The organism is Cyclobacteriaceae bacterium (assembly GCA_030584025.1).
Classification (GTDB): domain Bacteria; phylum Bacteroidota; class Bacteroidia; order Cytophagales; family Cyclobacteriaceae; genus UBA2336.
In genome coordinates this window covers 729,910-751,189 of the sequence record CP129487.1, presented here as the reverse complement: position 1 = coordinate 751,189, position 21,280 = coordinate 729,910, and the positions used below count along the sequence as shown (strand labels likewise).

General features: G+C 44.7%; 20 protein-coding genes. 5 read left to right on the top strand and 15 right to left on the bottom strand.

Annotated elements, in window-relative coordinates; genetic code table 11:
- Window positions 1–8: 8 nt before the first annotated feature.
- The 3 genes from paaD (at window position 9) to QY309_03590 (ending at window position 2,352) form a co-directional block, all read left to right on the top strand.
- The gene (gene paaD, locus QY309_03600) at window positions 9–494 is read left to right on the top strand and encodes a 1,2-phenylacetyl-CoA epoxidase subunit PaaD (GenBank protein ID WKZ60564.1); all 486 of its coding nucleotides are present in this window, start codon (window positions 9–11) and stop codon (window positions 492–494) included.
- A 196-nt stretch (window positions 495–690) separates the two neighbouring features.
- Window positions 691–1,212, top strand: a complete 522-nt coding sequence (locus tag QY309_03595; protein ID WKZ60563.1) for a LemA family protein — start codon at window positions 691–693, stop codon at window positions 1,210–1,212.
- 42 nt (window positions 1,213–1,254) lie between these two features.
- Complete coding sequence (locus QY309_03590) at window positions 1,255–2,352, top strand: alkane 1-monooxygenase (protein ID WKZ60562.1); 1,098 nt, start codon at window positions 1,255–1,257, stop codon at window positions 2,350–2,352.
- On the opposite strand, the gene QY309_03585 is transcribed toward QY309_03590, so the two are convergent.
- Together QY309_03585 and QY309_03580 are read right to left on the bottom strand one after the other, a co-directional pair.
- Complete coding sequence (locus tag QY309_03585) at window positions 2,321–3,445, bottom strand: OmpA family protein (GenBank protein ID WKZ60561.1); 1,125 nt, start codon at window positions 3,443–3,445, stop codon at window positions 2,321–2,323. The genes QY309_03590 and QY309_03585 overlap by 32 nt on opposite strands.
- Entirely contained in the window at window positions 3,442–4,470 is a 1,029-nt protein-coding gene (locus QY309_03580; protein ID WKZ60560.1) for a LysM peptidoglycan-binding domain-containing protein, read from the bottom strand. Before QY309_03580 ends, QY309_03585 begins: the two co-directional genes overlap by 4 nt.
- 203 nt (window positions 4,471–4,673) lie before the next feature.
- Here QY309_03580 and QY309_03575 point away from each other — a divergent pair, with 203 nt between their 5' ends.
- Window positions 4,674–5,999 carry an NfeD family protein gene (locus QY309_03575; protein ID WKZ60559.1) on the top strand — a complete coding sequence of 442 codons (1,326 nt, stop codon included), beginning with the start codon at window positions 4,674–4,676 and terminating at the stop codon, window positions 5,997–5,999.
- A gap of 53 nt (window positions 6,000–6,052) precedes the next feature.
- Here QY309_03575 and QY309_03570 read toward each other — a convergent pair whose 3' ends face one another.
- Window positions 6,053–6,457 carry a hypothetical protein gene (locus QY309_03570; protein ID WKZ60558.1) on the bottom strand — a complete coding sequence of 135 codons (405 nt, stop codon included), beginning with the start codon at window positions 6,455–6,457 and terminating at the stop codon, window positions 6,053–6,055.
- Between the two features lie 169 nt (window positions 6,458–6,626).
- Here QY309_03570 and QY309_03565 point away from each other — a divergent pair, with 169 nt between their 5' ends.
- The gene (locus QY309_03565; GenBank protein ID WKZ60557.1) at window positions 6,627–6,761 is read left to right on the top strand and encodes a hypothetical protein; all 135 of its coding nucleotides are present in this window, start codon (window positions 6,627–6,629) and stop codon (window positions 6,759–6,761) included.
- Between the two features lie 2 nt (window positions 6,762–6,763).
- On the opposite strand, the gene ftsZ is transcribed toward QY309_03565, so the two are convergent.
- From ftsZ to QY309_03505, 12 genes are all read right to left on the bottom strand, one after another.
- Entirely contained in the window at window positions 6,764–8,356 is a 1,593-nt protein-coding gene (gene ftsZ / locus QY309_03560; protein WKZ60556.1) for a cell division protein FtsZ, read from the bottom strand.
- Between the two features lie 37 nt (window positions 8,357–8,393).
- Complete coding sequence (gene ftsA, locus QY309_03555) at window positions 8,394–9,701, bottom strand: cell division protein FtsA (GenBank protein WKZ60555.1); 1,308 nt, start codon at window positions 9,699–9,701, stop codon at window positions 8,394–8,396.
- Between the two features lie 52 nt (window positions 9,702–9,753).
- The gene (locus tag QY309_03550) at window positions 9,754–10,518 is read right to left on the bottom strand and encodes a cell division protein FtsQ/DivIB (protein ID WKZ60554.1); all 765 of its coding nucleotides are present in this window, start codon (window positions 10,516–10,518) and stop codon (window positions 9,754–9,756) included.
- Window positions 10,508–11,908 carry a UDP-N-acetylmuramate--L-alanine ligase gene (murC, locus tag QY309_03545; protein ID WKZ60553.1) on the bottom strand — a complete coding sequence of 467 codons (1,401 nt, stop codon included), beginning with the start codon at window positions 11,906–11,908 and terminating at the stop codon, window positions 10,508–10,510. The genes QY309_03550 and murC overlap by 11 nt, the downstream gene beginning before the upstream one ends.
- A 4-nt stretch (window positions 11,909–11,912) precedes the next feature.
- Entirely contained in the window at window positions 11,913–13,079 is a 1,167-nt protein-coding gene (gene murG / locus QY309_03540) for an undecaprenyldiphospho-muramoylpentapeptide beta-N-acetylglucosaminyltransferase (protein WKZ60552.1), read from the bottom strand.
- 39 nt (window positions 13,080–13,118) lie between these two features.
- Window positions 13,119–13,496, bottom strand: coding sequence for a four helix bundle protein (locus tag QY309_03535; GenBank protein WKZ60551.1), 378 nt, complete (start codon window positions 13,494–13,496; stop codon window positions 13,119–13,121).
- A 63-nt stretch (window positions 13,497–13,559) separates the two neighbouring features.
- Window positions 13,560–14,741, bottom strand: coding sequence for an FtsW/RodA/SpoVE family cell cycle protein (locus QY309_03530; protein WKZ60550.1), 1,182 nt, complete (start codon window positions 14,739–14,741; stop codon window positions 13,560–13,562).
- Window positions 14,738–16,093, bottom strand: coding sequence for a UDP-N-acetylmuramoyl-L-alanine--D-glutamate ligase (murD, locus tag QY309_03525; GenBank protein WKZ60549.1), 1,356 nt, complete (start codon window positions 16,091–16,093; stop codon window positions 14,738–14,740). Before murD ends, QY309_03530 begins: the two co-directional genes overlap by 4 nt.
- Window positions 16,090–17,334: a phospho-N-acetylmuramoyl-pentapeptide-transferase gene (gene mraY, locus QY309_03520; GenBank protein ID WKZ60548.1), complete on the bottom strand. Its 1,245-nt coding sequence runs from the start codon at window positions 17,332–17,334 to the stop codon at window positions 16,090–16,092. The genes murD and mraY overlap by 4 nt, the downstream gene beginning before the upstream one ends.
- A 2-nt stretch (window positions 17,335–17,336) precedes the next feature.
- A complete protein-coding gene (locus QY309_03515) occupies window positions 17,337–18,800 on the bottom strand; it encodes a UDP-N-acetylmuramoyl-L-alanyl-D-glutamate--2,6-diaminopimelate ligase (GenBank protein ID WKZ60547.1) in 1,464 nt (487 codons plus the stop codon).
- On the bottom strand, window positions 18,800–20,887 hold the full coding sequence (locus tag QY309_03510) for a penicillin-binding protein (GenBank protein WKZ60546.1): 2,088 nt from the start codon (window positions 20,885–20,887) through the stop codon (window positions 18,800–18,802). The genes QY309_03515 and QY309_03510 overlap by 1 nt, the downstream gene beginning before the upstream one ends.
- Complete coding sequence (locus QY309_03505; GenBank protein WKZ60545.1) at window positions 20,877–21,263, bottom strand: FtsL-like putative cell division protein; 387 nt, start codon at window positions 21,261–21,263, stop codon at window positions 20,877–20,879. The genes QY309_03510 and QY309_03505 overlap by 11 nt, the downstream gene beginning before the upstream one ends.
- Window positions 21,264–21,280: the final 17 nt, after the last annotated feature.

Sequence of the window (21,280 nt, the reverse complement as noted above, 5' to 3'; positions counted from 1 at the left end):
TTTTAGATATGATGCGATCATCCGAAGATATTTATACGTTGCTGGAAGAGGTGAAGGACCCGGAAATACCGGTTTTGTCGTTGGTGGATCTTGGGGTTATCACCCATGTTTCCGTTGAAAACGATCAGGTCGATATAGAAATGACACCAACTTTTGTAGGATGCCCGGCTTTAGACATGATGAAGCAAGATGTGAAAGATGTGCTGGCAAAAAATGGCATGAACAACGTATCCATTACTGTATCTTTTAAAGAGCCCTGGACATCCGATAAGATTTCTGAAAAGGGCCGAAAAGCCCTTAAACAATTCGGTTTGGCTCCGCCACCTGTGGGTAAAAATCTTTTTTCCGATATTGACGTACTCGAACATGCCGCCTGCCCCCGATGCGGAGGTTCAAATACAACCCTTAAAAATCCGTTTGGCCCCACCTTGTGCCGGTCGATACACTATTGTGAGGATTGCCGGGAAGCATTTGAACAGTTTAAACCCTTATAAGTAAGCGATTTAGTTGAAAATTGACCATTTTAGCACGTTGCTGATAAATGTCACTCGGATAGCATAAACCTTTACTTCGATAAGCCGTATTCGTACTTCAGGAGCATTTAACATGAACAAACATCATCACATCACCTGGGTTTTCTTTAGCGGAGCGCTGATTTTAGCAAGTTGCGACAATCCTAAAACCAGGGATATGGCAACCCATTTTACACACGTTGACTCGCTAACGGAAGTCTACCTGGATTTACAAGACAGCCTGCACACCGCCTGGAACCTGATGATTAATGATGACAACCAGAAAATAAAGGCCATGCACAACCTACTGCATGAACTGAAGATATCAGCTCAATTGGATCCTGAAAAGGTTAAATCACTGGAACATCGGATTGAACAGTTAAAGCGAATCCGGTACACCCCCAAAAGCATGTCGAACCCCGACCTTGTTGCCGAATACGATTTTGCTTCAAACTCATTGGTCAACGAATTGATTTCACTATCGGAAGGACACACCGCCTATGCCTATAACACCACCATGCAGAATTTGGTAAATCAAATCCGCAAAGCAGAAGAAAGTATTGAACACTACCGCTCGGATTATGATGCCATTGTAGTCACTTACAATAAATTCATCCAGGAGAACAAAGATCACATGCGCGAGATCGATCACACCAGTAAGGTAGAGCAGAAGCCTCTTTTCCAGATGGTTTCTGAATAACTCCCCCTATTTCAAAATTTTAAAATTGTGTATTTTAGAGGTGTGAGACACCTCAAGAAAATCGGCTTTTTTACAGCCTTCATTTTACCCGCACTTGTAGTCGTAGGATTTTATGCCGGTGGATGGTGGAATTACCTGGCCATTGCTTTTGCTTTTATCATCATACCCATCATTGATCAGCTTACCGGACTTGACACAACCAATGTACCCGATGATCAGGTAAAGGAGGTAAGTGAGGAGTATTACTATCGGTTTGTCACGTATGTGTGGACATACATTCAGGTTGCTTTTATAATCTGGGCTTGTTATGCAGTAACCACCGGAACCTTGCTATCACTTACCGAATGGTTTGGCTTTGTACTCAGCGTTGCACTTGTAACCGGAGGTATCGGTATAACCGTTGCACATGAACTCGGGCATAAGAAATCGGCATGGGAAAGATTTTACGCCAAACTTTTATTGATGACGGTGTCATACATGCACTTTTACGTGGAGCACAACCGCGGACATCACGTTTGGGTGGCCACACCACTTGATCCGGCCACAGCCAAAAAGGATGAAAACTTCTATCAATTCTGGGTTCGTTCCGTATTTGGTGGATACCGGCACGCATGGAAGCTGGAGAATGAGGTGATGAAGAAAAGAGGACTCCCTGTATATCACTGGAAAAACACCATGATTGCATTTACCCTCCTGCCCATCATTTTTTGTGTGGCGATTACAGGTGCATTTTCGCTATGGCTGGGTGAAGTCACCTTGACTATTCCTGTGTTTTTCTTTGCTCAAAGCTTTTTGGCTTTTACTCTTCTGGAGTTGGTGAACTATGTTGAACATTATGGAGTCAGCAGAAGAGAAGTTTCTCCTGGAAAGTATGAACGTGTAAATCCACTGCACTCATGGAATGCCAGTCATCTAATCAGTAATTTTTTCTTATTTCAACTGCAGCGCCATTCCGATCACCATGCTTATGCGGGAAAGCGATATCAGATTCTCAAGCATTATGATGAAAGTCCGCAGTTGCCGTATGGATATCCTACCATGATTTTGATGGCACTTGTTCCACCCCTTTGGTTTACTCAAATGAATAGTCGGCTGGAAGACTGGACAACTAAAACTTACCAACAGGCTCCGGTGCTGTAAACCGAATCTCTACCCTGCGGTTGATCATTCGTGCTTCGTCTGTTTTTTCAAATACAATTGGTCTTGTCTTTCCAAAACCAAACGACTGAATGCGTTCCGGTTTAATTCCTTTTGAAATAAAATAATCGGCAACACTTCGGGCACGATTACGCGACAGGGTAAGGTTATACTCATCGGAGCCAATAAAATCGGTATGCCCGGATAGCCGTACATTGAAGGTAGGATTGGTTTTCAGTATATCAACAACCATATCCAACTCTCTAAATGAAGATTTGAGTAACATATAGCTATCAAACTCAAATTGAATGTTCTTCAAAATGTAATCGCGATCCAGTTCAATATGCTCAGACGAAAATTCTGTACGCGACAGTGTAATTGGGGGCACTGAATCCAGCGGCTCAACGGAAACATCATCGATAAAATAATATGCACTATTCACCAACATGTTACTCTTACCAATTCGTTGTGGCAGTCGTGTTGATTTGGTTTGTGTATTATTGTAAAAATTGCCGATGGTCACGAAGCGCTCCCCACCGGTTGCCTTGAACTCCATAACCGCATGCTCCCACGAGCCCGTTTTGGAAGTTATTGCTGAATCAGTTTCAACAGAAAGAATCGGCACTACATCAATAAGCTGATCGTGATCGTACATAAGTTGCTCTGATGAAAGGTGTAAGCCAATACGGTTAGCCGCATACACGGCATAGGAGGCCAGCTTGTAATAAAACTCCACCCGGTAGCGTGTTCCACTTCGCAGGGGTTCTGCCAGTTCGCATTGAATGTATTCGCGGTAGTTGTTGTCATCGGTACGACTCATCCACACATAAATACCCACATATCCCTTTCCGGTTTTTGCATTTGATGATCCGGCCCAGTTATAGGGTACATCGGCTTCGCCCCAACTGCACGCGTGAAATTGATCGGGTGTGCCGCGCGTGGCAGAGACCCAGCCCGGAACGATGAAATCTTTGCGATCAGTGCTGAAGCTATGCGGACAACGAATAAGTTCTTCAAAGCTTGGATTAGGCACCAGGTTTTGTGCCCATGCTGAAAACGACATAAGCCATCCACCTAAAAGTGCCAGGCGAATCATTTGTAATAGGTAACTTCTACACGAAAGCGGGGATCAATCGCGCCTAACCTGTCGTAGGCTGATTTTGAAATTTTGATGACGAGCTTATCCGTTAATGCCGTATCCGGAAGTTTGCCGATTACCCGAACAAACACCTCACGGTTATTCATTTCATTGCGGATTTTCAAAATGGTTCCCACAGGTGCGGTGCGGTGCAACGCCAGGTACTTTCGGTTGCCTTCCGTTCCGTCAATCAATTCGGCCAGACCAGATTCCTTAATCTCGTCTTTATTGGTTACGGATTCAGATATGGTGACAACCGGTGCTTTTACCTGGGGTGTAACTTCCGTTTTTGTAACCGGTACTTCTGTGTTGACTGGAGTTGGTGTTGTTGTTTGTTGTGTTGTTTCAACAACCGGATTGGCTTGAGTTTGAGAAGTGCTATTGTAGATTGGCTGGGCCACAAAAAGAACCTGTCCGATACTTAATTCTTCTGAGGTCAGGTTATTCCAGGTTTTCAATTGATCTATTGTGGCACCATACTGACGTGAAATACTGAACAACGTTTCCTTTTGCGCCACGGTGTGAACGGTGCGGGCCGATTTCATTTCCATCGGCTGAGCTTGTGGCATACCGGGAATCGTGTTTGTGGCTTTAATCACCAACTCCTGACCAACTGAAAGCGAATTGTCGGGCAGGCTGTTCCATTGCTTAATCTCGTCAATGGTTACGTTGTATTGTCGCGAAATGGAAAACAGCGTTTCCTTTTCAGCAACCTTATGCACCGTGGCCCCTTTCGGAGTTTTCGGGCTGGGAATATAGGGTACTTTAAGAATCTGGCCAATTTCCAATCCCGCATCAGCGGTCTTGTTGAATTCCAAAATCTGCGTAACAGTTACACCATATCGCCTGGAGATACCATATAGGGTCTCCTTCTCTCCCACTTTATGGATGACAAATGTTTTTCCGTTGATGGTCTCAATCCCGATCGAATCTTGCGGGGGATTAAAAAATGAGAGACCAGTAATAATCAAAAATTTAATCATACTACTCAGTAACGAACCTCCCGGTTACTTATTTTGATACCAAATTACACAAACTTAAAGCCGTAAAAAAGGCTAAATCTGCTAAACCTTACCCATTCTGGTAACAAATAACCCGCCAAAAAAATGCCCCAATGCCGAATGCCTTTAAGGGTTGCTTAATGGCTATTTTTGTACGTATTTACCACACGATAAAGTCGAAATATATGAGGTTTCTTTTCTCCATGCTGTTTGTCATTTCGGTTGCTTCCATCGTTTACGCGCAGGAACCAACTGTTATGGTAATGGAAATCAAAAGCGAAATAGACCCCAGAACCAACCGGTATGTTGAATTGGCCCTTGATCATGCAAAGAAAATAAATGCCGACATTGTGATTATTGAAATGGATACCTACGGAGGTATTCTTACCGATGCCAAGGAAATTGTTGATCGCATCATGCAGTATAAAAAGCCGGTGTGGGTGTTCATCAATTCCGATGCCGCTTCAGCAGGTGCCCTGATCTCTATTGCTTGCGATAGTATTTACATGTCGCCAGCAGCGAGCATTGGGGCAGCGACTGTGGTAACCGGAACGGGTGAAAAAGCACCTGACAAATATCAATCGTATATGCGGGCTATTATGCGCACTACTGCAGAAGAAAACGGACGCGACCCGAGAATTGCCGAAGCCATGGTTGATGAGGACATTGCCATTGATAGTGTTACCGAAGCCGGGCAGATCGTAACGTTCTCAACTTCAGAAGCTATCAAATTTGGTTTTTGTGAAGCTAAGGTTGAATCCATTGAAGAAATCTTAGAGCGAAATAAAATTGAAAAGTACAACCTGGTTCGGTTTCAATTAAAAGCTACCGATAAAGTAATTGCCTTTTTTCTGAATCCGTTCATCAGTGGGCTACTTATTTTGATCATTATTGGAGGAATATATTTTGAACTTCAAACACCCGGTGTTGGCTTTCCACTTTTTGCTGCCGGGGTGGCGCTCATACTTTATCTGGTGCCTTACTACCTGAACGGTCTTGCCGAAAACTGGGAGATCATTGCTTTGTTTTGCGGCTTAGCATTAATTGCAGTGGAGATTTTTGTGCTTCCGGGATTTGGCGTTGCCGGTATTGCCGGCATTTCCCTCACGGTAATGTCGCTTATCCTGATCATGATTAACAACGATGCCTTTAATTTTGATTTCGTACCTGCGAATGAATTGCTGTATGCGGTAGCGGCAACCTTTGGCGGAATTTTAGGTGGGATCATTCTATTGTTTGTTGGTGGTTCGCGCTTGCATGAAACCCGATTCTTTAAACGCATTGCACTTACCGATACCCAGGAACGGGAAAAAGGATTTACCGTAAGTGCGGCTGCGCAATCCATGAAAGGAAAAACGGGAGTAGCCCATACGGTTTTACGTCCAGGTGGGAAAGTGATGATTGAAGGACAACTTTACGATGCCTATACCCGTGGAGAATACATTGAAAAAGGTGATGCCATTGTGGTTCTGGATGATGAGACAACTTCGCTACGCGTAAAGAAAGCATAAAAAAAGTCATGGGCACTAACGCCCATGACCTCACTTCTAACCTAACACGTGTATCAGTATTGCTTGTACGCTGTTGCTTCCAGAAAATCAGTTCGGGAGTTATTGTACAAATCCTTTACCCGATAGCTAAGCGAAATACTTGAGGCATATATGGTTCCCACGCCTTCTACTTCGTAACCATTCACTACCTGACGCGGGATAGTTAGTTTATCGTAATTGATGACGGCCCGGACGCTGATGTTCACTGCATAAAAATTGTCAATCCAAACCTCATCGGAATAATTATTCGACCGTTCGATCCACACGGAGAAGGAGGTATAATCATTAAACGTCTCACTATACTCCTCAACATCGTAACGTCCGATTACACGTTCACGAGAATCGTAAACAGGATCGTAATAGTAAAATTCGCAGCCCGATAATCCGATCAGCAAAGCGAAGAAAAGTAACCGTTTCATAACAATTGAAGTTGGTATACTGCCTGTATTGCAAGGATGGGGCCAATCTGAATACCAAAATTATGCAACCCTGAAACGTGGTTTTCCGTAGCGCTAAATCATAAAAAAAGCCCCGACCGTCTGTCGGGGCTTCTCAAAGGTAAAAAATGGTTCCCGTTAGCCGGGATTAATGAAAAGGCATACCGGTGCCGGCAAAAAATATTTACCACCAACAACCACTACGAATGGAGTAAAATACCAGTCGCACCGGAAATGCCATACCTTTGAAATCGTTGATCGGAATCGGATCATTTCTTCTACCTGAGATCAGTCCACATTATCATGCAGGAACTTGTTGTTCCCCAGAATATTGTTGTCGTCATTCAGGTTATACTTGCTTATAAACGACTCAGAAGAATGGGGAACATTATCCATCTTGATTCCTCTGCGTAAGTATGCCGGTAATGCCCACTTCTCGTTGAACTCCTCCTTGGTCATTTCCTGCTTACGCGCAGTCTTCAATTTCTCCTTACGTTCCTTGGCTTGCTGCTCCAGGCGCTGACGGGTATTGCGCAGTTCCATCATGCCTTCCTCATTAATGATCTGATCGCTGTACTTTTCATGTGTGCGATCAAACTCATCTTCGTCATCGGCAAACAAACCGGCATCACCATCATCCGTATCATCGTCATCATTAAATGTTGAATCGATGCGATTGAAAGGACCTGTAAAAACAACTTCGTCTTCATGTTTTTCAGGTTTTTCTTCTTTCGGCTCTTCCGATACTTTCAATTGTACTTCGCGAGGAGCACCGATGGCATTGTCCTGCTCGAACAACCAAATCTGGTTACGCTCCAAATCATGCACTTTTTTTTGCTCAGGCTCCTTTTTTGCAGGTTGTTTTTCAACAACCTCTTCATCCTCGTGTTCTTCTTCACGATCAAAACCGGTGGCAATTACAGTTACGCGTAAACGGTCACCCAGACCAGCATCAACACCGTGACCGAAAATAACTTCGGCATCCTGACCGGCTTGCTGTTGGATGTATTCGGTGATTTCCATCAGCTCGTCCATCTGCAACTCAGCTTCTGCACCGGAGATAATAGAGAGTAATATTTTCTTGGCTCCCATAATGTCGCAGTTGTCGAGTAGCGGAGATGCAAGTGCACCACTGGCCGCATTGCGGGCACGATTTTCACCGCGTGTTTCCGCAGTACCCATTACAGCAGGGCCGGCATTATACATGACGGTACGTACGTCCTGGAAGTCAACGTTAACATAACCCGTAAGCGTGATAATCTCGGCAATTCCTTTGGCCGCAGTAGTTAATACGTTATCGGCTTGTGCAAATGCTTTACCGATCGGCAGGTTTCCGTAAATCTCCCGGAGTTTATCATTTAAAATCACCAACACGGTATCACAACTTCTGCGAAGTGCTTTAATACCAATGTCAGCGAGATCTTTCTTTTTCTTTCCTTCAAAAGCAAAAGGCGCGGTAACAATACCAACTGTTAAAATGCCCATGCTCTTGGCTATTTTGGCGATAACCGGGGCAGCACCTGTTCCGGTTCCTCCGCCCATACCGGCAGTCACGAAAAGCATTTTGGTGCCTTCCAGAAACTCACGGATTTGTTCCTTGCTTTCAATGGCTGCGCCTTTACCTACTTTAGGATTGGCTCCACAGCCAAGTCCTTCGGTAAGTTCTTCACCAATTTGCAACTTCGTAGGAATAGGGCTGCTTTTCAGCGCCTGCAAATCAGTGTTACACACCACAAATTCTACGTCTTTAATGCCCTGACGATACATGTGGTTCACGGCATTGCTGCCTCCTCCCCCAACACCGATCACCTTAATGATCGAGCGAGGTGTACTCGCCTGATGCTTGGGAATGTCGAATTGGTAAGATCCGGATTCAATCATGATTGTATGGTTTTAGTGGTTGATTCATTTTTAAAACTTAGTATTCATTCTTTCCGTCCAGGTCATCAATCAACAAACTCTTGGTCTTGGTAAGAATTTCATTGAAGAAATTACGGGACGATACAGCTCGCTTCGCTTTAGGCGTAGCCTTAATTAGCTCACGCGCTTCACGATAACGATCTTGCCGCTCATCAAGCGAGCGGAAGCCCGCCAACACCAGGCCTACAGCCGTGGCGTACATCGGACTTTTTACAACCTCAACTTTTCCTTTGCCGAGGTGTTCATTCGGATAACCGATACGCGTATCCATACCGGTCATATATTCAACCAGTTGTTTCAGGTTGCTAAGTTGTGCACCACCACCCGTGATGACAATGCCACCGGCCAACCGGTTTTCAAATCCTGAGCTAATGATTTCTGCATGCGCCATTTCAATAATCTCTTCCATGCGCGCCTGAATAATGTTCGCCAGGTTTTTGGTTGAGATTTCTTTTGCTGAACGATTGCGAATACCAGGAATGGAAACAATTTCATTTGGGCTGGCCTCTTCTGAAATAGCTTTACCAAAACGGGTCTTCAATTGTTCAGCTTGCTGCGGAAGAACCATTAAGCCTTGTTTGATATCATTGGTGACGATGTTGCCACCGAATGGGATCACAGCGGAATGACGAATGATGTTATCATAGAAAATGGCAATATCGGTTGTACCACCACCGATGTCAATCAGACAAACACCTGCTTCCTTCTCTTCATCGCTAAGCACAGCCAGGCTTGAAGCAAGCGGTTCAAGAATCAAGTCTTCAATTTCCAAACCTGCCCTGCGCACACACTTGTTCACGTTGTTGATGGCATTGGTCTGTGCCGTAATGATGTGGAAGTCTGCTTCAAGGCGCACACCCGACATGCCAACAGGTTCTTTAATACCTTCTTCGTAGTCGACCATATAGTCTTGGGGCATTACATGTATGATCTGGCTGCCGGGAGGAACGACCATGCGGTACATATCCTGCGTGAGGCGTTCCACATCATCAATGGTAATTTCTTCTTCTTTGGCAGAGCGTGTAATGCCACCATGCTGAATAAAACTCTTGATGTGCTGACCGGCAATGCCCACGTTTACCACGCCAATATCAATGCCTGCCTGATCTCCGGCTTCTTTGATGGCGCGTTCAATGGCGTACACGGTTTTATCGATGTTGAAAACAATACCTTTTACAACGCCTTCCGATTCAGCCTTGCCCATGCCCAATACTTCGAGCTTGCCGAATTCATTTTTGCGCCCTACGATGGCACAAATTTTTGTTGTGCCTATATCGAGTCCGACTACTATTTTTTCGTGTTCCATATTGTACTGTGTTATAGTGGTTGTTAATTTTTTTGGTTTACGTTATTTCATTTTATTCCGCAACGATCTGGCCCGCATACTCCAGGCTAACCCGTTTGTATTTATTCCATCCCATTTGCGGTAATATTTCTTTATAAAAAATTTTAAGCTTCCTCAATTTGATGTTCAGATCTTCGGCCCTTCCAAACTCAATGGTTTGGCCTCCAACTTGCGGAATAATGTTGATCCTACCCTTGCTATCCATATCTAGCTGCGCGATCTGCGCCCGCCAGAAATCATCCTGTCCGATCGTATAAAGCATTTCCATTAACTCATCGCCATCTTCATGTTGCCGGATGTTTTCCAGCGTCATGAAGTTTTTCACATACGAACCACTAATCAGGACCACGCGCGCTGTAAACTTTTCCGATGTGGGCATGATCGTACCATCTTCACTGATGTACGCATCAGGTCCATCCGATCTGATGATTCTGGCAATGGGTCTTCGTAGTGTTGCCTTCACTACCAGGTTTCCTTTTACATCGCTATACAACTGCGCGTTTTCAATAAACCGATCGGCCTTGATGCGCTTTTCAATTTCTTTGAGGTTTAACCGACTCAGACTTGCTCCCTTCAGATTGGCGTAGTCAAGTTCCATCAGCTCAATAATATCCTGCTCATCGATAAAATGATTTTCACGAATGTTCTCAATTTTGATGACGATATCTTTCACAGCAACTTCACCGTGCTGGCCTTCACTAAACCCAATAAGCACGAACAGCACAACCATGGCCGCACCAATTTTTACTTTCTTACCGATGTTGAACTTAATTTTCATAACGCTTCACCAACAGGTTTTTAATCGGTTGAACAAACGTATCAATATCCCCGGCACCTACCGTGGCAATTACCTCTACTTCGTGGTCAGCCAGCTTTTGCATCAGATCAGCTTTTCCACACCGAATTTTCACAGCACTGGTAACATCCTCCATCAGCATATCCGAATCCACACCCGCAATCGGTAGTTCCCTTGCCGGGTAGATATCCATCAAAAACAGTTCATCCGCAAGGCTCAGGCTTTTTGAAAAGCCGGGAGCAAAGTCGCGGGTACGTGTAAACAAGTGCGGTTGAAATATTACCGTTAACTTCTTACGCGGGTACATGGACTTCACCGATTTCAAGAATGCCTCAATCTCCGTTGGGTGATGCGCATAATCATCAATGAAAATCACCTTATCGTTCTGATACACAAATTCAAATCTGCGCTTCACACCTTTAAAGGATTCCAGTGCAGTTTTGATTTCACCAACCGTAACACCGCAAACATGCGTGGCAATAGCAGCCGCTACTGCATTTTCAACATTATGAAAACCGGGGACACCGAGCCTGATTCGTTCACCCTGACCACCAAAACCAATCAGGTCGAACTCAAAAAATCCGCTATGCGCAGTAATGTTGCCGGCAAAAAATTGTCCCCGGCTCATGCTGTAAATGTATTTTGTCAGATGTGTTACATCACCTGCCAGTTTTTCTTCAATTGATTCATGAATAATCAATGATCCGCCAGGCTTAACCTGACGTATAAAATCTTTAAACGACTGAATCATGCTGTCGTGATCACCGTAAATGTCCAGGTGATCCGGATCAGCGGATGTAACCACCGCTACCTCAGGGAAAAGACGAAGGAACGAACGGTCAAATTCATCGGCTTCGGCCACGACCAGCGTATCCGCATTTACTTCTCCATGCATCACCAGGTTTGATTCGTAGTTCGTGGTGATGCCTCCTAAAAACCCAACCATGTTCTTTCCGGCAGATTTTAAAATATGCGCTACCATGGATGACGTGGTCGTTTTACCATGTGTACCGGCTACCGCGATTGTCTTGTAGTTGCGGGTAATCAATCCTAAAATTTCAGATCGCTTGATAATCGTATAGCCAGCCTTAAGCAGGTAATTGTATTCCTTATGATCTTTTGGTACAGCCGGAGTAAGCACCACCAGCGTTTCGCTCTTCCCTTGCAATACAACTTCCGGAATATTAGCAACAGAATCATCGTAATGAACCTGCATGCCTTCCGCCTCAAGCTGTTGCGTAAGCGTTGTTGATGTACGGTCATAGCCCGAAACTGAAAGTCCCTTCTTTTTAAACCAACGCGCCAACGCACTCATGCCAATGCCGCCAATGCCGAGGAAGTAAATGTTGCGATATGTATTCAGTTCGTTCATGTAATCAATTCATAACCACCGACAAGGTTTTCAGGTTGTCTGCGGATATTTTCTTTTCGCTTGCGCCTATCAGTGTTTCCACTTCATTCACGATGTCGCGTGTAGCGAATGGCTTAGCCAATTCCGTAATCCTTGCCTGAAGTTTTTTGGTGCGCTGATCATCAAACAACAGGCGTAAGGCTTCTTCCACCAGGCGTGAAGCAGCATCTTTATCGCTGATCAAAACAGCTGCTTCCTGATCAGCTAACGCTTTCGCATTTTTAGTCTGGTGATCCTCTGCCACGTTTGGCGAAGGAACCAGAATGCACGCCTTCCCGGTCACACACAATTCAGAAACTGCCAAGGCACCTGCACGCGAGATCACGACATCTGCTGCGGCATACGCCAAGTCCATCTCCTTCACAAAGTCATGCACCCGAATTCTTCTCAGATCATATTTAGCCACACCCGCCTTACACGTTTCGTAATATCCCTTTCCGGTTTGCCAGATTACCTGAACACCGGCATCAATTAATTTTTCAATGCCTGCCAGAATGCTTTCGTTAATGGTGCGTGCACCCAGGCTTCCACCAATGACCAGCAGCGTTTTGATGTTGGCCTCAAATCCGTATTTGTTCAATGCCTGTTCGCGCTTCCTGCTGATGTCCAGAATATCTTTCCGTACCGGGTTTCCAGTGAACACAATTTTTTCTTTAGGGAAGTATTTCTCCATACCCTGATAAGCCACGCAAACCTTACTCACTTTTTTAGCCACTTGCTTGTTCGCTAAACCGGCAAATGAATTCTGTTCCTGAACAATAGTGGGAATACCCAGGCGCGTTGCCGCCATCATAATCGGTCCGCTTGCATAACCGCCCGTTCCAATGACAACATTCGGTTTGAAGCGCTTCAGAATCACCATGGCTCGCAGGTAACTCGCAATCACCTTAACCGGGAACATGAGGTTTGAAATAGTAAACGATCGTTGCAAACCGCTGATCCAAAGTCCGATGATTTTATAACCCGCTTCAGGCACCCGCGTCATCTCCATTCTTCCTTTTGCACCAACAAAAAGAATTTCTGCGTCCGGATAACGCTCCCGAAATTCATTGGCAATGGCTACCGCAGGAAAGATGTGACCTCCTGTTCCGCCTCCGCTGATGATTAGTCGATATGGTTCTTTTTTGTTCAACAAATGAGTTATTAGTATTCAGTATTTAGCATATAGTATTTAGTCACCCTTGATCGATTTTATATAGCCTTCTAAAATTCTTCCAACTTCGTCAGCGTTGCTCTTTAAAGCTGATGTATCTGTATATTGAAGATCGTGAGCAAGCATGAGGAAGTATTCCGTTTCAGACAAAGAGCCTTGGCTAATATTTAGTATTCTCACCTTATCCTTGTCACTTCTCTTCTTAAATGCTTCTGCAATATTTGCTGCTACAGAAACTGAGGAACGTCTTATTTGAGAAGTCAATCCAAAGATTTCTTCTTTTGGAAAGCCTGAGCTTACCTTATAAACCGCTAGCGCCAATTGATGGGCCTTTTGCCATACAATCAAATCGCGAAACGATTTTGCAGGTTCCCTATGCTCTTTTTGCTTACTCATCTATAATTACAATCAAAAAAAATTCTATATCCTAAATCCTAAATACTAAATCCTAAATTCCCCCTATGCTGCTTTAGCCTCTATGTTCTTACTATCTTCTGTCCGCATTGTTTTCTGCGACCATGTTTCATCACGTTCGCCACGGCTTACGCTGAGTATAATCCCCAGTGAAAGACCGGTAAATACCATGGACGTTCCACCCATACTGATGAGTGGTAACGGCTGACCGGTAATTGGACCTAACCCCACCACAACACCCATGTTGATCATAGCCTGACAGACGATATCAAAACTTAATCCGGCAGATAACAAACCCGCAAAGGCTCGCTCACTGTTATATGCCGCTTTCATTCCACGATGCAGTAATACGAGGTAAAGCATCAACACCACAATGCCGCCCAGCATGCCGTACTCTTCAATCACAATGGCATACACGAAATCGGAATACGGGTGAGGCAAGATGTTCCGTTGATCACTGTTGCCCGGACCCTTTCCGGCAATTCCTCCTGTTGCGATGGCGATGTGCGCATGCTTCGCCTGGAAGGGTAGTTCCTTTTCTCCTTGCACGTATCCCACAAAATCATTCACGCGGTTCATTACTGTACCGCCACGAACACCAAACTTGAACGCCAACGCTCCAAAGAGAATACCTACAAACATGAGCATGGCCAGATATTTTGAAGGAACACGACCAATAAACATGATGAGCATACAGGTGAGCAACAACAATACTGCAGTCGACATGTTAGTTAAAGCGATCAACCCACAGATAATGCCGCACCAGAATAGAATAGGAATCAATGACTCCTTGATGTCGTCAATATTTTGTTGACGCTTGCTCAACATGCTAGCCAGGTTTACAATAAGTGCCAGGCTGGCAAAGTCGGAAGGCTGAAATGAGCCGAAGAACGGAACTTGAATCCAGCGTGAAGCTTCATTGATTTCTGTACCGTTCTTAAATGTGTAAATCAACAACGGAATACTGATCCATAAAGCAATGCGTGAAAGTTTAGAATAGTATCGGTAATCCACACGATGTGCAAACCACATGGCCGCTAAACCGATGATGACATGTAAGGTATGCGTGAACAAATATTTTTCAGGACTTACCGCACGCTTAAACGCCAGTGTTCCAATAGATGAATACACAACCAATATGCTGATCATGGATAAAATGAACACTACGGCCCAAATCACCCGATCGCCCTGCAGATTTTCATCTACCCATGTTTTTACTTTGTTCATGCCAATTGATTTTCTACTTCCTTCTTTAAATCCAAAACCGCCTTACGAAACTGATCACCCCTGTCTTCGTAATTCTTAAACAGATCAAAACTTGCGCAGGCAGGCGAAAGCAACACTACATCACCGGGTTGCGCTTCGCTAAGTGCCAATCGAACCAGTTCTGAAACCTGTTGGGTTTCCTGAATACGTTTCACGATTCCACCGAAAAAATTCTTCAGCTTATCATTCTCCATACCCAGGCAAATCAAGGCTTTCACCTTTTTGCTCACCTGATCTTTAACCAGGTTGTAGTCATTACCTTTATCAATACCACCCGCAATCCAGATCAACGGCTGATCATAACTACCGAGTGCATATACTACCGAATCAACATTGGTGGCTTTTGAATCATTGATGAAGTCAACTCCGTTGATGGTGGCAATGTATTCCAACCGATGCGGAGCATTCTTAAAGGTTTTCAGTCCTTCGCGAATCGCCTTCACCTTTGCACCAGCCAGGTAGGCTGCGGAAACAGCCGCCATCGTGTTGATCAGATTGTGCGGGCCTTTCAACGTAGTTTCTGATTGCGCAATCTCAAAAGCCTCATCAAATGAAAAACACATGTGCTTACCATCGAACTTCACCGCTGTGTCTGATTTCAGACTGATGTTTACCAAATGTGGGGTTGGTTTTTGTTTGCTTATTTCAGCATCAATGCGTTCATCATCGGCACAGTAAATGAAGTGATCAGCAGCATCCATGTTTTGAATAAGTTTGAACTTGGAGGCCACATAGTTTTCCATTTTATACTCATACCGATCAAGGTGATCGGGTGTGATGTTAAGCAGCACACCAATGGCAGGCTTGAATGTTTTTGTTCCGTCTAACTGGAAGCTGGAAATCTCCAGCACATACCAGTCGTGATTACCGTGGGCGATTTTACCAGCCAGACTTTCACCTACGTTGCCGGCCAGGGCCACACTGAATCCTGCACTCTTTAATAAATGATAGGTTAACAGCGTAGTAGTAGTTTTTCCATTTGTTCCGGTAATGGCAATCACCTTACCCTGAATAAATCGGAAGGCAAATTCAATCTCATCAATTACTTCAATGCCTTTTGCTTTCAGCTTTAAGATGATCTCTGCCTTATCCGGAATGCCCGGGCTCTTGATCACCAGAGACGCGTTCAAAACTTTCTCCTCAGTATGTCCGCCTTCTTCAAATGCTATTTTATTCCGGACAAGTTCATCGCGATACTTATCCTTCATAGTACCCTTATCCGATACAAAAACCTCGTATCCCTTAGCTTTTGCAAGTAAGGCTGCGCCTGTTCCGCTTTCACCTGCACCCAATATGACTATGCGTTTGCTCATCGTAGTTTCAAGGTTGCCAGACTGAGAATTGCCAACAGTATCCCCACAATCCAAAACCGGGTTACGATTTTGGCTTCATGTAAATTCTTTTTTTGATAATGATGGTGCAGCGGGGACATCAGGAATATCCTTCTGCCTTCACCATATTTCTTCTTGGTGTATTTGAAATACGACACCTGAAGAATCACAGAAAGGTTCTCAATGAGGAATATGCCGCAGATTACCGGTATCAATAATTCCTTGCGCACAGCCAATGCCAATACAGCAATGATTCCGCCAATGGTTAAACTACCCGTATCGCCCATAAACACTTGCGCGGGATATGCGTTGTACCACAAAAATCCAAGACATGCACCTACCAATGCGGTGGTGAAAATTACCAACTCGCTCAGGTTGGGTATGTACATGATGTTGAGGTAACTGGAAAAGTCGACACGACCGGAGAGGTACGCAAAGATGGCCAGCGTGAGCGCAATGATTCCGGATGTTCCAGCAGCAAGTCCATCAATACCGTCAGTAATATTCGCACCATTAGAAACTGCAGTTACTACTACAATCACTACGAGTACGTATGTAATCCAGGTAAAATCTGCTGGCAGGAAAGGAAGGAGATTTTTGTAATCCAGCTCGTTGTTTTTAAAGAATGGGATAGTCGTCCTGGTCGACTTCACATCTTTATATTTCAACAATGTTTCTGGCTCCTGTTCTTCTTCCTGGGTGAATGTGAGTGCACTGATGCTTGCCAAGGAATCGGGTTGTACTTCGCGTACTACCACTTCATCATGAAAATAAAGCGTGAGGCCAACGATCAAACCGAGCCCAACCTGACCTACAATTTTAAACCGACCTGCTAATCCTTCTTTATCCTTCTTGAATACCTTTATGTAATCATCCAAAAATCCGATCACACCCAACCACACGGTTGCCACGATCAATAGAATCACATAAATATTATCCAACCTGGCGAACAACAGTGTTGGAATTAAAATAGCCGCGATAATGATCAGCCCGCCCATAGTAGGTGTACCTTTCTTTTGAAGCTGACCTTCAAGACCCAAATCACGGATATCTTCACCCACTTGCTTTCTCCGCAAAAAGTTGATTAAGGTCTTTCCGAACGTAATGGTAATGAGCAACGAGAAAAATGCCGCCATACCTGCACGGAAAGAGATGTACTTGAACACTCCTGCTCCCATCAGGTCGAATTGCTTGTCCAGATAATCAAACAAGTAATACAGCATCGTTAATTCGCAACAAGTTTTAACATTCGTTCTACTACTTCGCGGTCATCAAAAGGATGTTTCACCCCTTTAATTTCCTGGTATGTTTCATGGCCTTTGCCAGCCACCAATACAATATCTTTTGGGTTGGCCATCATGCAGGCCGTTTTAATTGCTTCCTCCCGATCAGGAATTACCAACGTTTTTCTGGCATCACTCGGACCAATGCCAGACTGCATCTCGCGGATGATTTCCATCGGATCTTCATCGCGCGGATTGTCTGATGTCAACACCACTTTATCGCTAAAGCGAACTGCAATGCTGGCCATCAATGGCCGTTTGGTTTTATCGCGATTACCTCCACAGCCAACCACCGTAATCACCTGTTCATTTCCACTGCGGAACTGCTTAATCGTTTCCAATACATTTTTCAAGGCATCCGGTGTATGCGCATAATCCACGATGGCTGTGATCTTCGACCCACGACCAATGAGTTCAAACCGACCAACCGCTCCCTGCATGGAAGAAAGAACTGTTAATGTGCGATCAGAATCCTGATCCAACAACATAGCTGTGCCATATACCGCAAGAATATTGTATGCATTGAAATCACCGATCAGTTTAAACCAAACCGGTTTTTGCATCACCTCCATCTCCAATCCTTCAATGGTGTTGGAGAGCATCTTGCCTTTGAAATCGGTGAGCTTACGCAAACCGAAGGTGTACTTCGTGCCTTTTGTGTTTTGCAGCATCACCATGCCTCGTTTATCATCTGCATTCACCAGAGCAAATGCATCGCTGTTTAAGCCATCAAAAAATTTCTTCTTGGCCTTGATGTAATTTTCAAAGGTCTTGTGATAGTCAAGGTGATCGTGCGTGATGTTGGTAAAAATTGCTCCGGCAAACTGAAGCCCTGCAATCCGATCCTGATCGATGGCATGGGAACTTACCTCCATAAAGGCATAGTTGCATCCTGCATCAACCATATCCTTCAACAACTTGTTAAGTTGAACCGGATCAGGTGTGGTGTGTGTTGATGGCAGCACCTGATCAATAATCCGATACTCAACAGTAGAAATAAGTCCGCAGCGATGCCCCAACGTGCCAAACAACTTATAGAGCAATGTGGCTACTGTAGTTTTACCATTTGTACCGGTTACACCGACCAACTTTAGTTTTTGTGACGGGTTGCCAAAAAAGTTAGCAGCAATAATTCCCAGCGATTGCGCGCTATTTTTAACTGTGACGTAGGTTGCTTTTTCATATATGGTGTCAGGTAATTTTTCACAAACAATTGCGCTTGCCCCCAAATCCACCGCCTTTGAAATAAACTCGTGCCCATCCGACTGAGTACCCTTCACGGCCACAAACAGAAATCCCGGTTGTACGTTGCGCGAATCAAAGCACACGCCTTTCACCTCAACATCCATGTTGCCATAGGTTGAGGTTAGGGAAACTCTGTATAATATGTCTTTCAACTCAGCCATTAACCCAGTTGTATATAAATGCGATCTCCTTTTAAAACTTTTCTTCCTGCAGTAAGCGATTGGCTTACTACCCTTCCCTTTCCTTCGTATATCACGGTCAACCCGGATTGCTCCAATAAATAGAGTGCATCGCGGAATGTCATACCCTGCACATCGGGCACAATGCCCTGACCAATCGTATTCTTACGCCAGTTGATGGAATTGCCTTTGATTGAGGTTCGCACCCAATCTTCTTCCGAGGAAGAATGATTCGAGATACCCAACTCGTTGCACAGCATCGTTAACTCTTCCTGGTTACCCGCGCGTATTACCGGGAAGATTCCAGGCTCAACATATTTCTTCTCCATCGCCAGGTGCAGGTTGATGTCGCGCGAATAAATGTTGTCGGCAATTTCCTTGAACACCGGTGCGGCCACATTACTGCCATACTGGTGCCAGCCGCGTGGATTTTTAATCAGTACAATAGCCGAATATTTTGGCTCATGTGCCGGGAAGTAGCCTACGAATGAGGTAATGTATTTTTTCGTGTACCGACCATTCTCAAGTATCTGCGCAGTTCCGGTTTTACCCGCGATGCGATAATGTGTTCCACGGATGCCTTTTGCTGTTCCGTTTTCCACAACACCTTCCAGCATCATCTTCAATTTATTCAATGTCTTTCCGGAGCAGATTTTATTTACAATCACATCGGTTGAGAAATTCTCCTTTTCACTATCTGCACGTTTCACCGACTCAACAAATACCGGCTTGATCATTTTGCCGTTGTTGGCCACTGCATTGTACATGGTTAAGGTGTGCAGCGGAGTAATTTCAATGCCATAACCATACGCCATCCACGGCAAGCTGATGCCGCTCCAACCCTTCTGACCTGGCCACTTGAATTTCGGTTGCGGTTCACCAGAGATTTGAATACCTAGCGGCTGATGAAGTTTTAAACGCTCCACATGATCCATGAACTTTTGCGGACGTGTGCCAAAATTTTTATCGGCCAGCTTGGCCATAGCCACGTTAGAAGAATGTTCAAATGCTTCCCGAATGGTGATCTTGCCCAATCCACCTTCTTCATGATCGCGCACCCTGTTCTTATAGAACATGTGCTCTCCATTTCCGGTATCAATGCTGTCGGTTAGCTCGATGTTGCTGTCTTCCAGCAAGGCCATCATGGTGATCAGCTTAAATGTGGATCCGGGTTCAAACAAACCACCGGCCGCAAAATTGAATTTCTCGTAAAAGTTTCCGTTGCCATCGCTGCTCAGGTTCGCAATGGCCTTCACTGCACCGGTCTTCACCTCCATCACCACTACCAGACCGTCATCGGCATTGTGCTGGCGCATCGCTTTGTGCAAGGCAGTCTCAGCTACATCCTGAAGGTTAATATCAATAGTGGTTTGTAAATCCAAACCATTAGTAGCCTTAATATTTTCACGATCAAACACCGGCTTCCATACACCACCGGCAATTTTCTGGTAGTAGGCATATCCATCCTGACCGCTTAACTGATCATTGAAGCTGTATTCCAGTCCGGCCCCCTTTTCATTTTCATTTACAAAGCCGATGGTACGTCTGCTCAGGTTGGCAAACGGGCGATAGCGCACATCCACTTTTTCAAAGATCACCCCGCCACGCAAGCGCCATTCACGAAAAATGGGCCATTCGGCCATCATCTTCTTATCCTGATAACCAATTTGCTTGCGGTTGATGATGATGTATTGCTTGCCTGCTTTGCGTGCATCAATCAACATGCGCTTGTATTCCAGATAAGGCTTGTCTTTATAAAAGGCGGATAACTTACGTGCCAGTGAATCTACACCGGCATCAAATATTTTTTCATTCGGTAATGTGGCATCAAAGGCCACTTTATAAAATGGCAGGGATGTGGCCAGCAGGCTTCCGTTATCCGAATAGATGTTGCCACGGGTAGCTTTTACTTTTTTATAGTCAAAAGAAATCTGTTCACCCATTGTTACCCACTTTTCGCCTTGCACCATTTGAATGTGGTTGATTTTCACTACCACAGCAATGGCAAAGAGCAGCACAAACAAGAAGGCTACCCGAACACGCAGTAATATGGATTTTTTAATATTCACTTTTCTTCACAACAATTTTATAGGGCGGACGAAGCGTTTCCTTTAATCCATACGGACTCACCTTACGCGCCACTTCCGATTGCTTGCTGGCAAACATCAGATCAGCCTTCATGGTGGTGTAGTCGGCACGCAGGTCTTCCACTTCAGCCTGCACATCGTTTATTTTTCTAACGGTCTTTTCTGCGTAGTGTGTGTTGCTGATGTACAACAAGCCCAACACCATCACAAAAATCATTTTTGGCAAATGCTTAACCGGAAAGCCCTCTTCAAAATAATTTTCCAGTTTTAACTTCTTCTCCAATCCGGAAAACACACCACTGCCATTACTCGCAGAGCTTTTTACTTTTGGTTCGATTCTGAATTTATTATCAGCCATAACCTCACTCCAATCCT

Excerpts from the sequence above, each read along its gene's own strand:
- QY309_03535 (WKZ60551.1), bottom strand. The coding sequence starts at position 13,496 with ATGAGTAAGCAAAAAGAGCATAGGGAACCTGCAAAATCGTTTCGCGAT.
- QY309_03585 (WKZ60561.1), bottom strand. The coding sequence starts at position 3,445 with ATGATTCGCCTGGCACTTTTAGGTGGATGGCTTATGTCGTTTTCAGCA.
- QY309_03570 (WKZ60558.1), bottom strand. The coding sequence starts at position 6,457 with ATGAAACGGTTACTTTTCTTCGCTTTGCTGATCGGATTATCGGGCTGC.
- murD (WKZ60549.1), bottom strand. The coding sequence starts at position 16,093 with ATGAGCAAACGCATAGTCATATTGGGTGCAGGTGAAAGCGGAACAGGC.
- QY309_03515 (WKZ60547.1), bottom strand. The coding sequence starts at position 18,800 with ATGGCTGAGTTGAAAGACATATTATACAGAGTTTCCCTAACCTCAACC.
- QY309_03550 (WKZ60554.1), bottom strand. The coding sequence starts at position 10,518 with ATGAAAATTAAGTTCAACATCGGTAAGAAAGTAAAAATTGGTGCGGCC.
- QY309_03575 (WKZ60559.1), top strand. The coding sequence starts at position 4,674 with ATGAGGTTTCTTTTCTCCATGCTGTTTGTCATTTCGGTTGCTTCCATC.
- ftsA (WKZ60555.1), bottom strand. The coding sequence starts at position 9,701 with ATGGAACACGAAAAAATAGTAGTCGGACTCGATATAGGCACAACAAAA.
- QY309_03595 (WKZ60563.1), top strand. The coding sequence starts at position 691 with ATGGCAACCCATTTTACACACGTTGACTCGCTAACGGAAGTCTACCTG.
- QY309_03505 (WKZ60545.1), bottom strand. The coding sequence starts at position 21,263 with ATGGCTGATAATAAATTCAGAATCGAACCAAAAGTAAAAAGCTCTGCG.
- mraY (WKZ60548.1), bottom strand. The coding sequence starts at position 17,334 with ATGCTGTATTACTTGTTTGATTATCTGGACAAGCAATTCGACCTGATG.
- QY309_03580 (WKZ60560.1), bottom strand. The coding sequence starts at position 4,470 with ATGATTAAATTTTTGATTATTACTGGTCTCTCATTTTTTAATCCCCCG.
- paaD (WKZ60564.1), top strand. The coding sequence starts at position 9 with ATGATGCGATCATCCGAAGATATTTATACGTTGCTGGAAGAGGTGAAG.
- QY309_03530 (WKZ60550.1), bottom strand. The coding sequence starts at position 14,741 with ATGAACAAAGTAAAAACATGGGTAGATGAAAATCTGCAGGGCGATCGG.
- murC (WKZ60553.1), bottom strand. The coding sequence starts at position 11,908 with ATGAACGAACTGAATACATATCGCAACATTTACTTCCTCGGCATTGGC.
- QY309_03565 (WKZ60557.1), top strand. The coding sequence starts at position 6,627 with ATGAAAAGGCATACCGGTGCCGGCAAAAAATATTTACCACCAACAACC.
- ftsZ (WKZ60556.1), bottom strand. The coding sequence starts at position 8,356 with ATGATTGAATCCGGATCTTACCAATTCGACATTCCCAAGCATCAGGCG.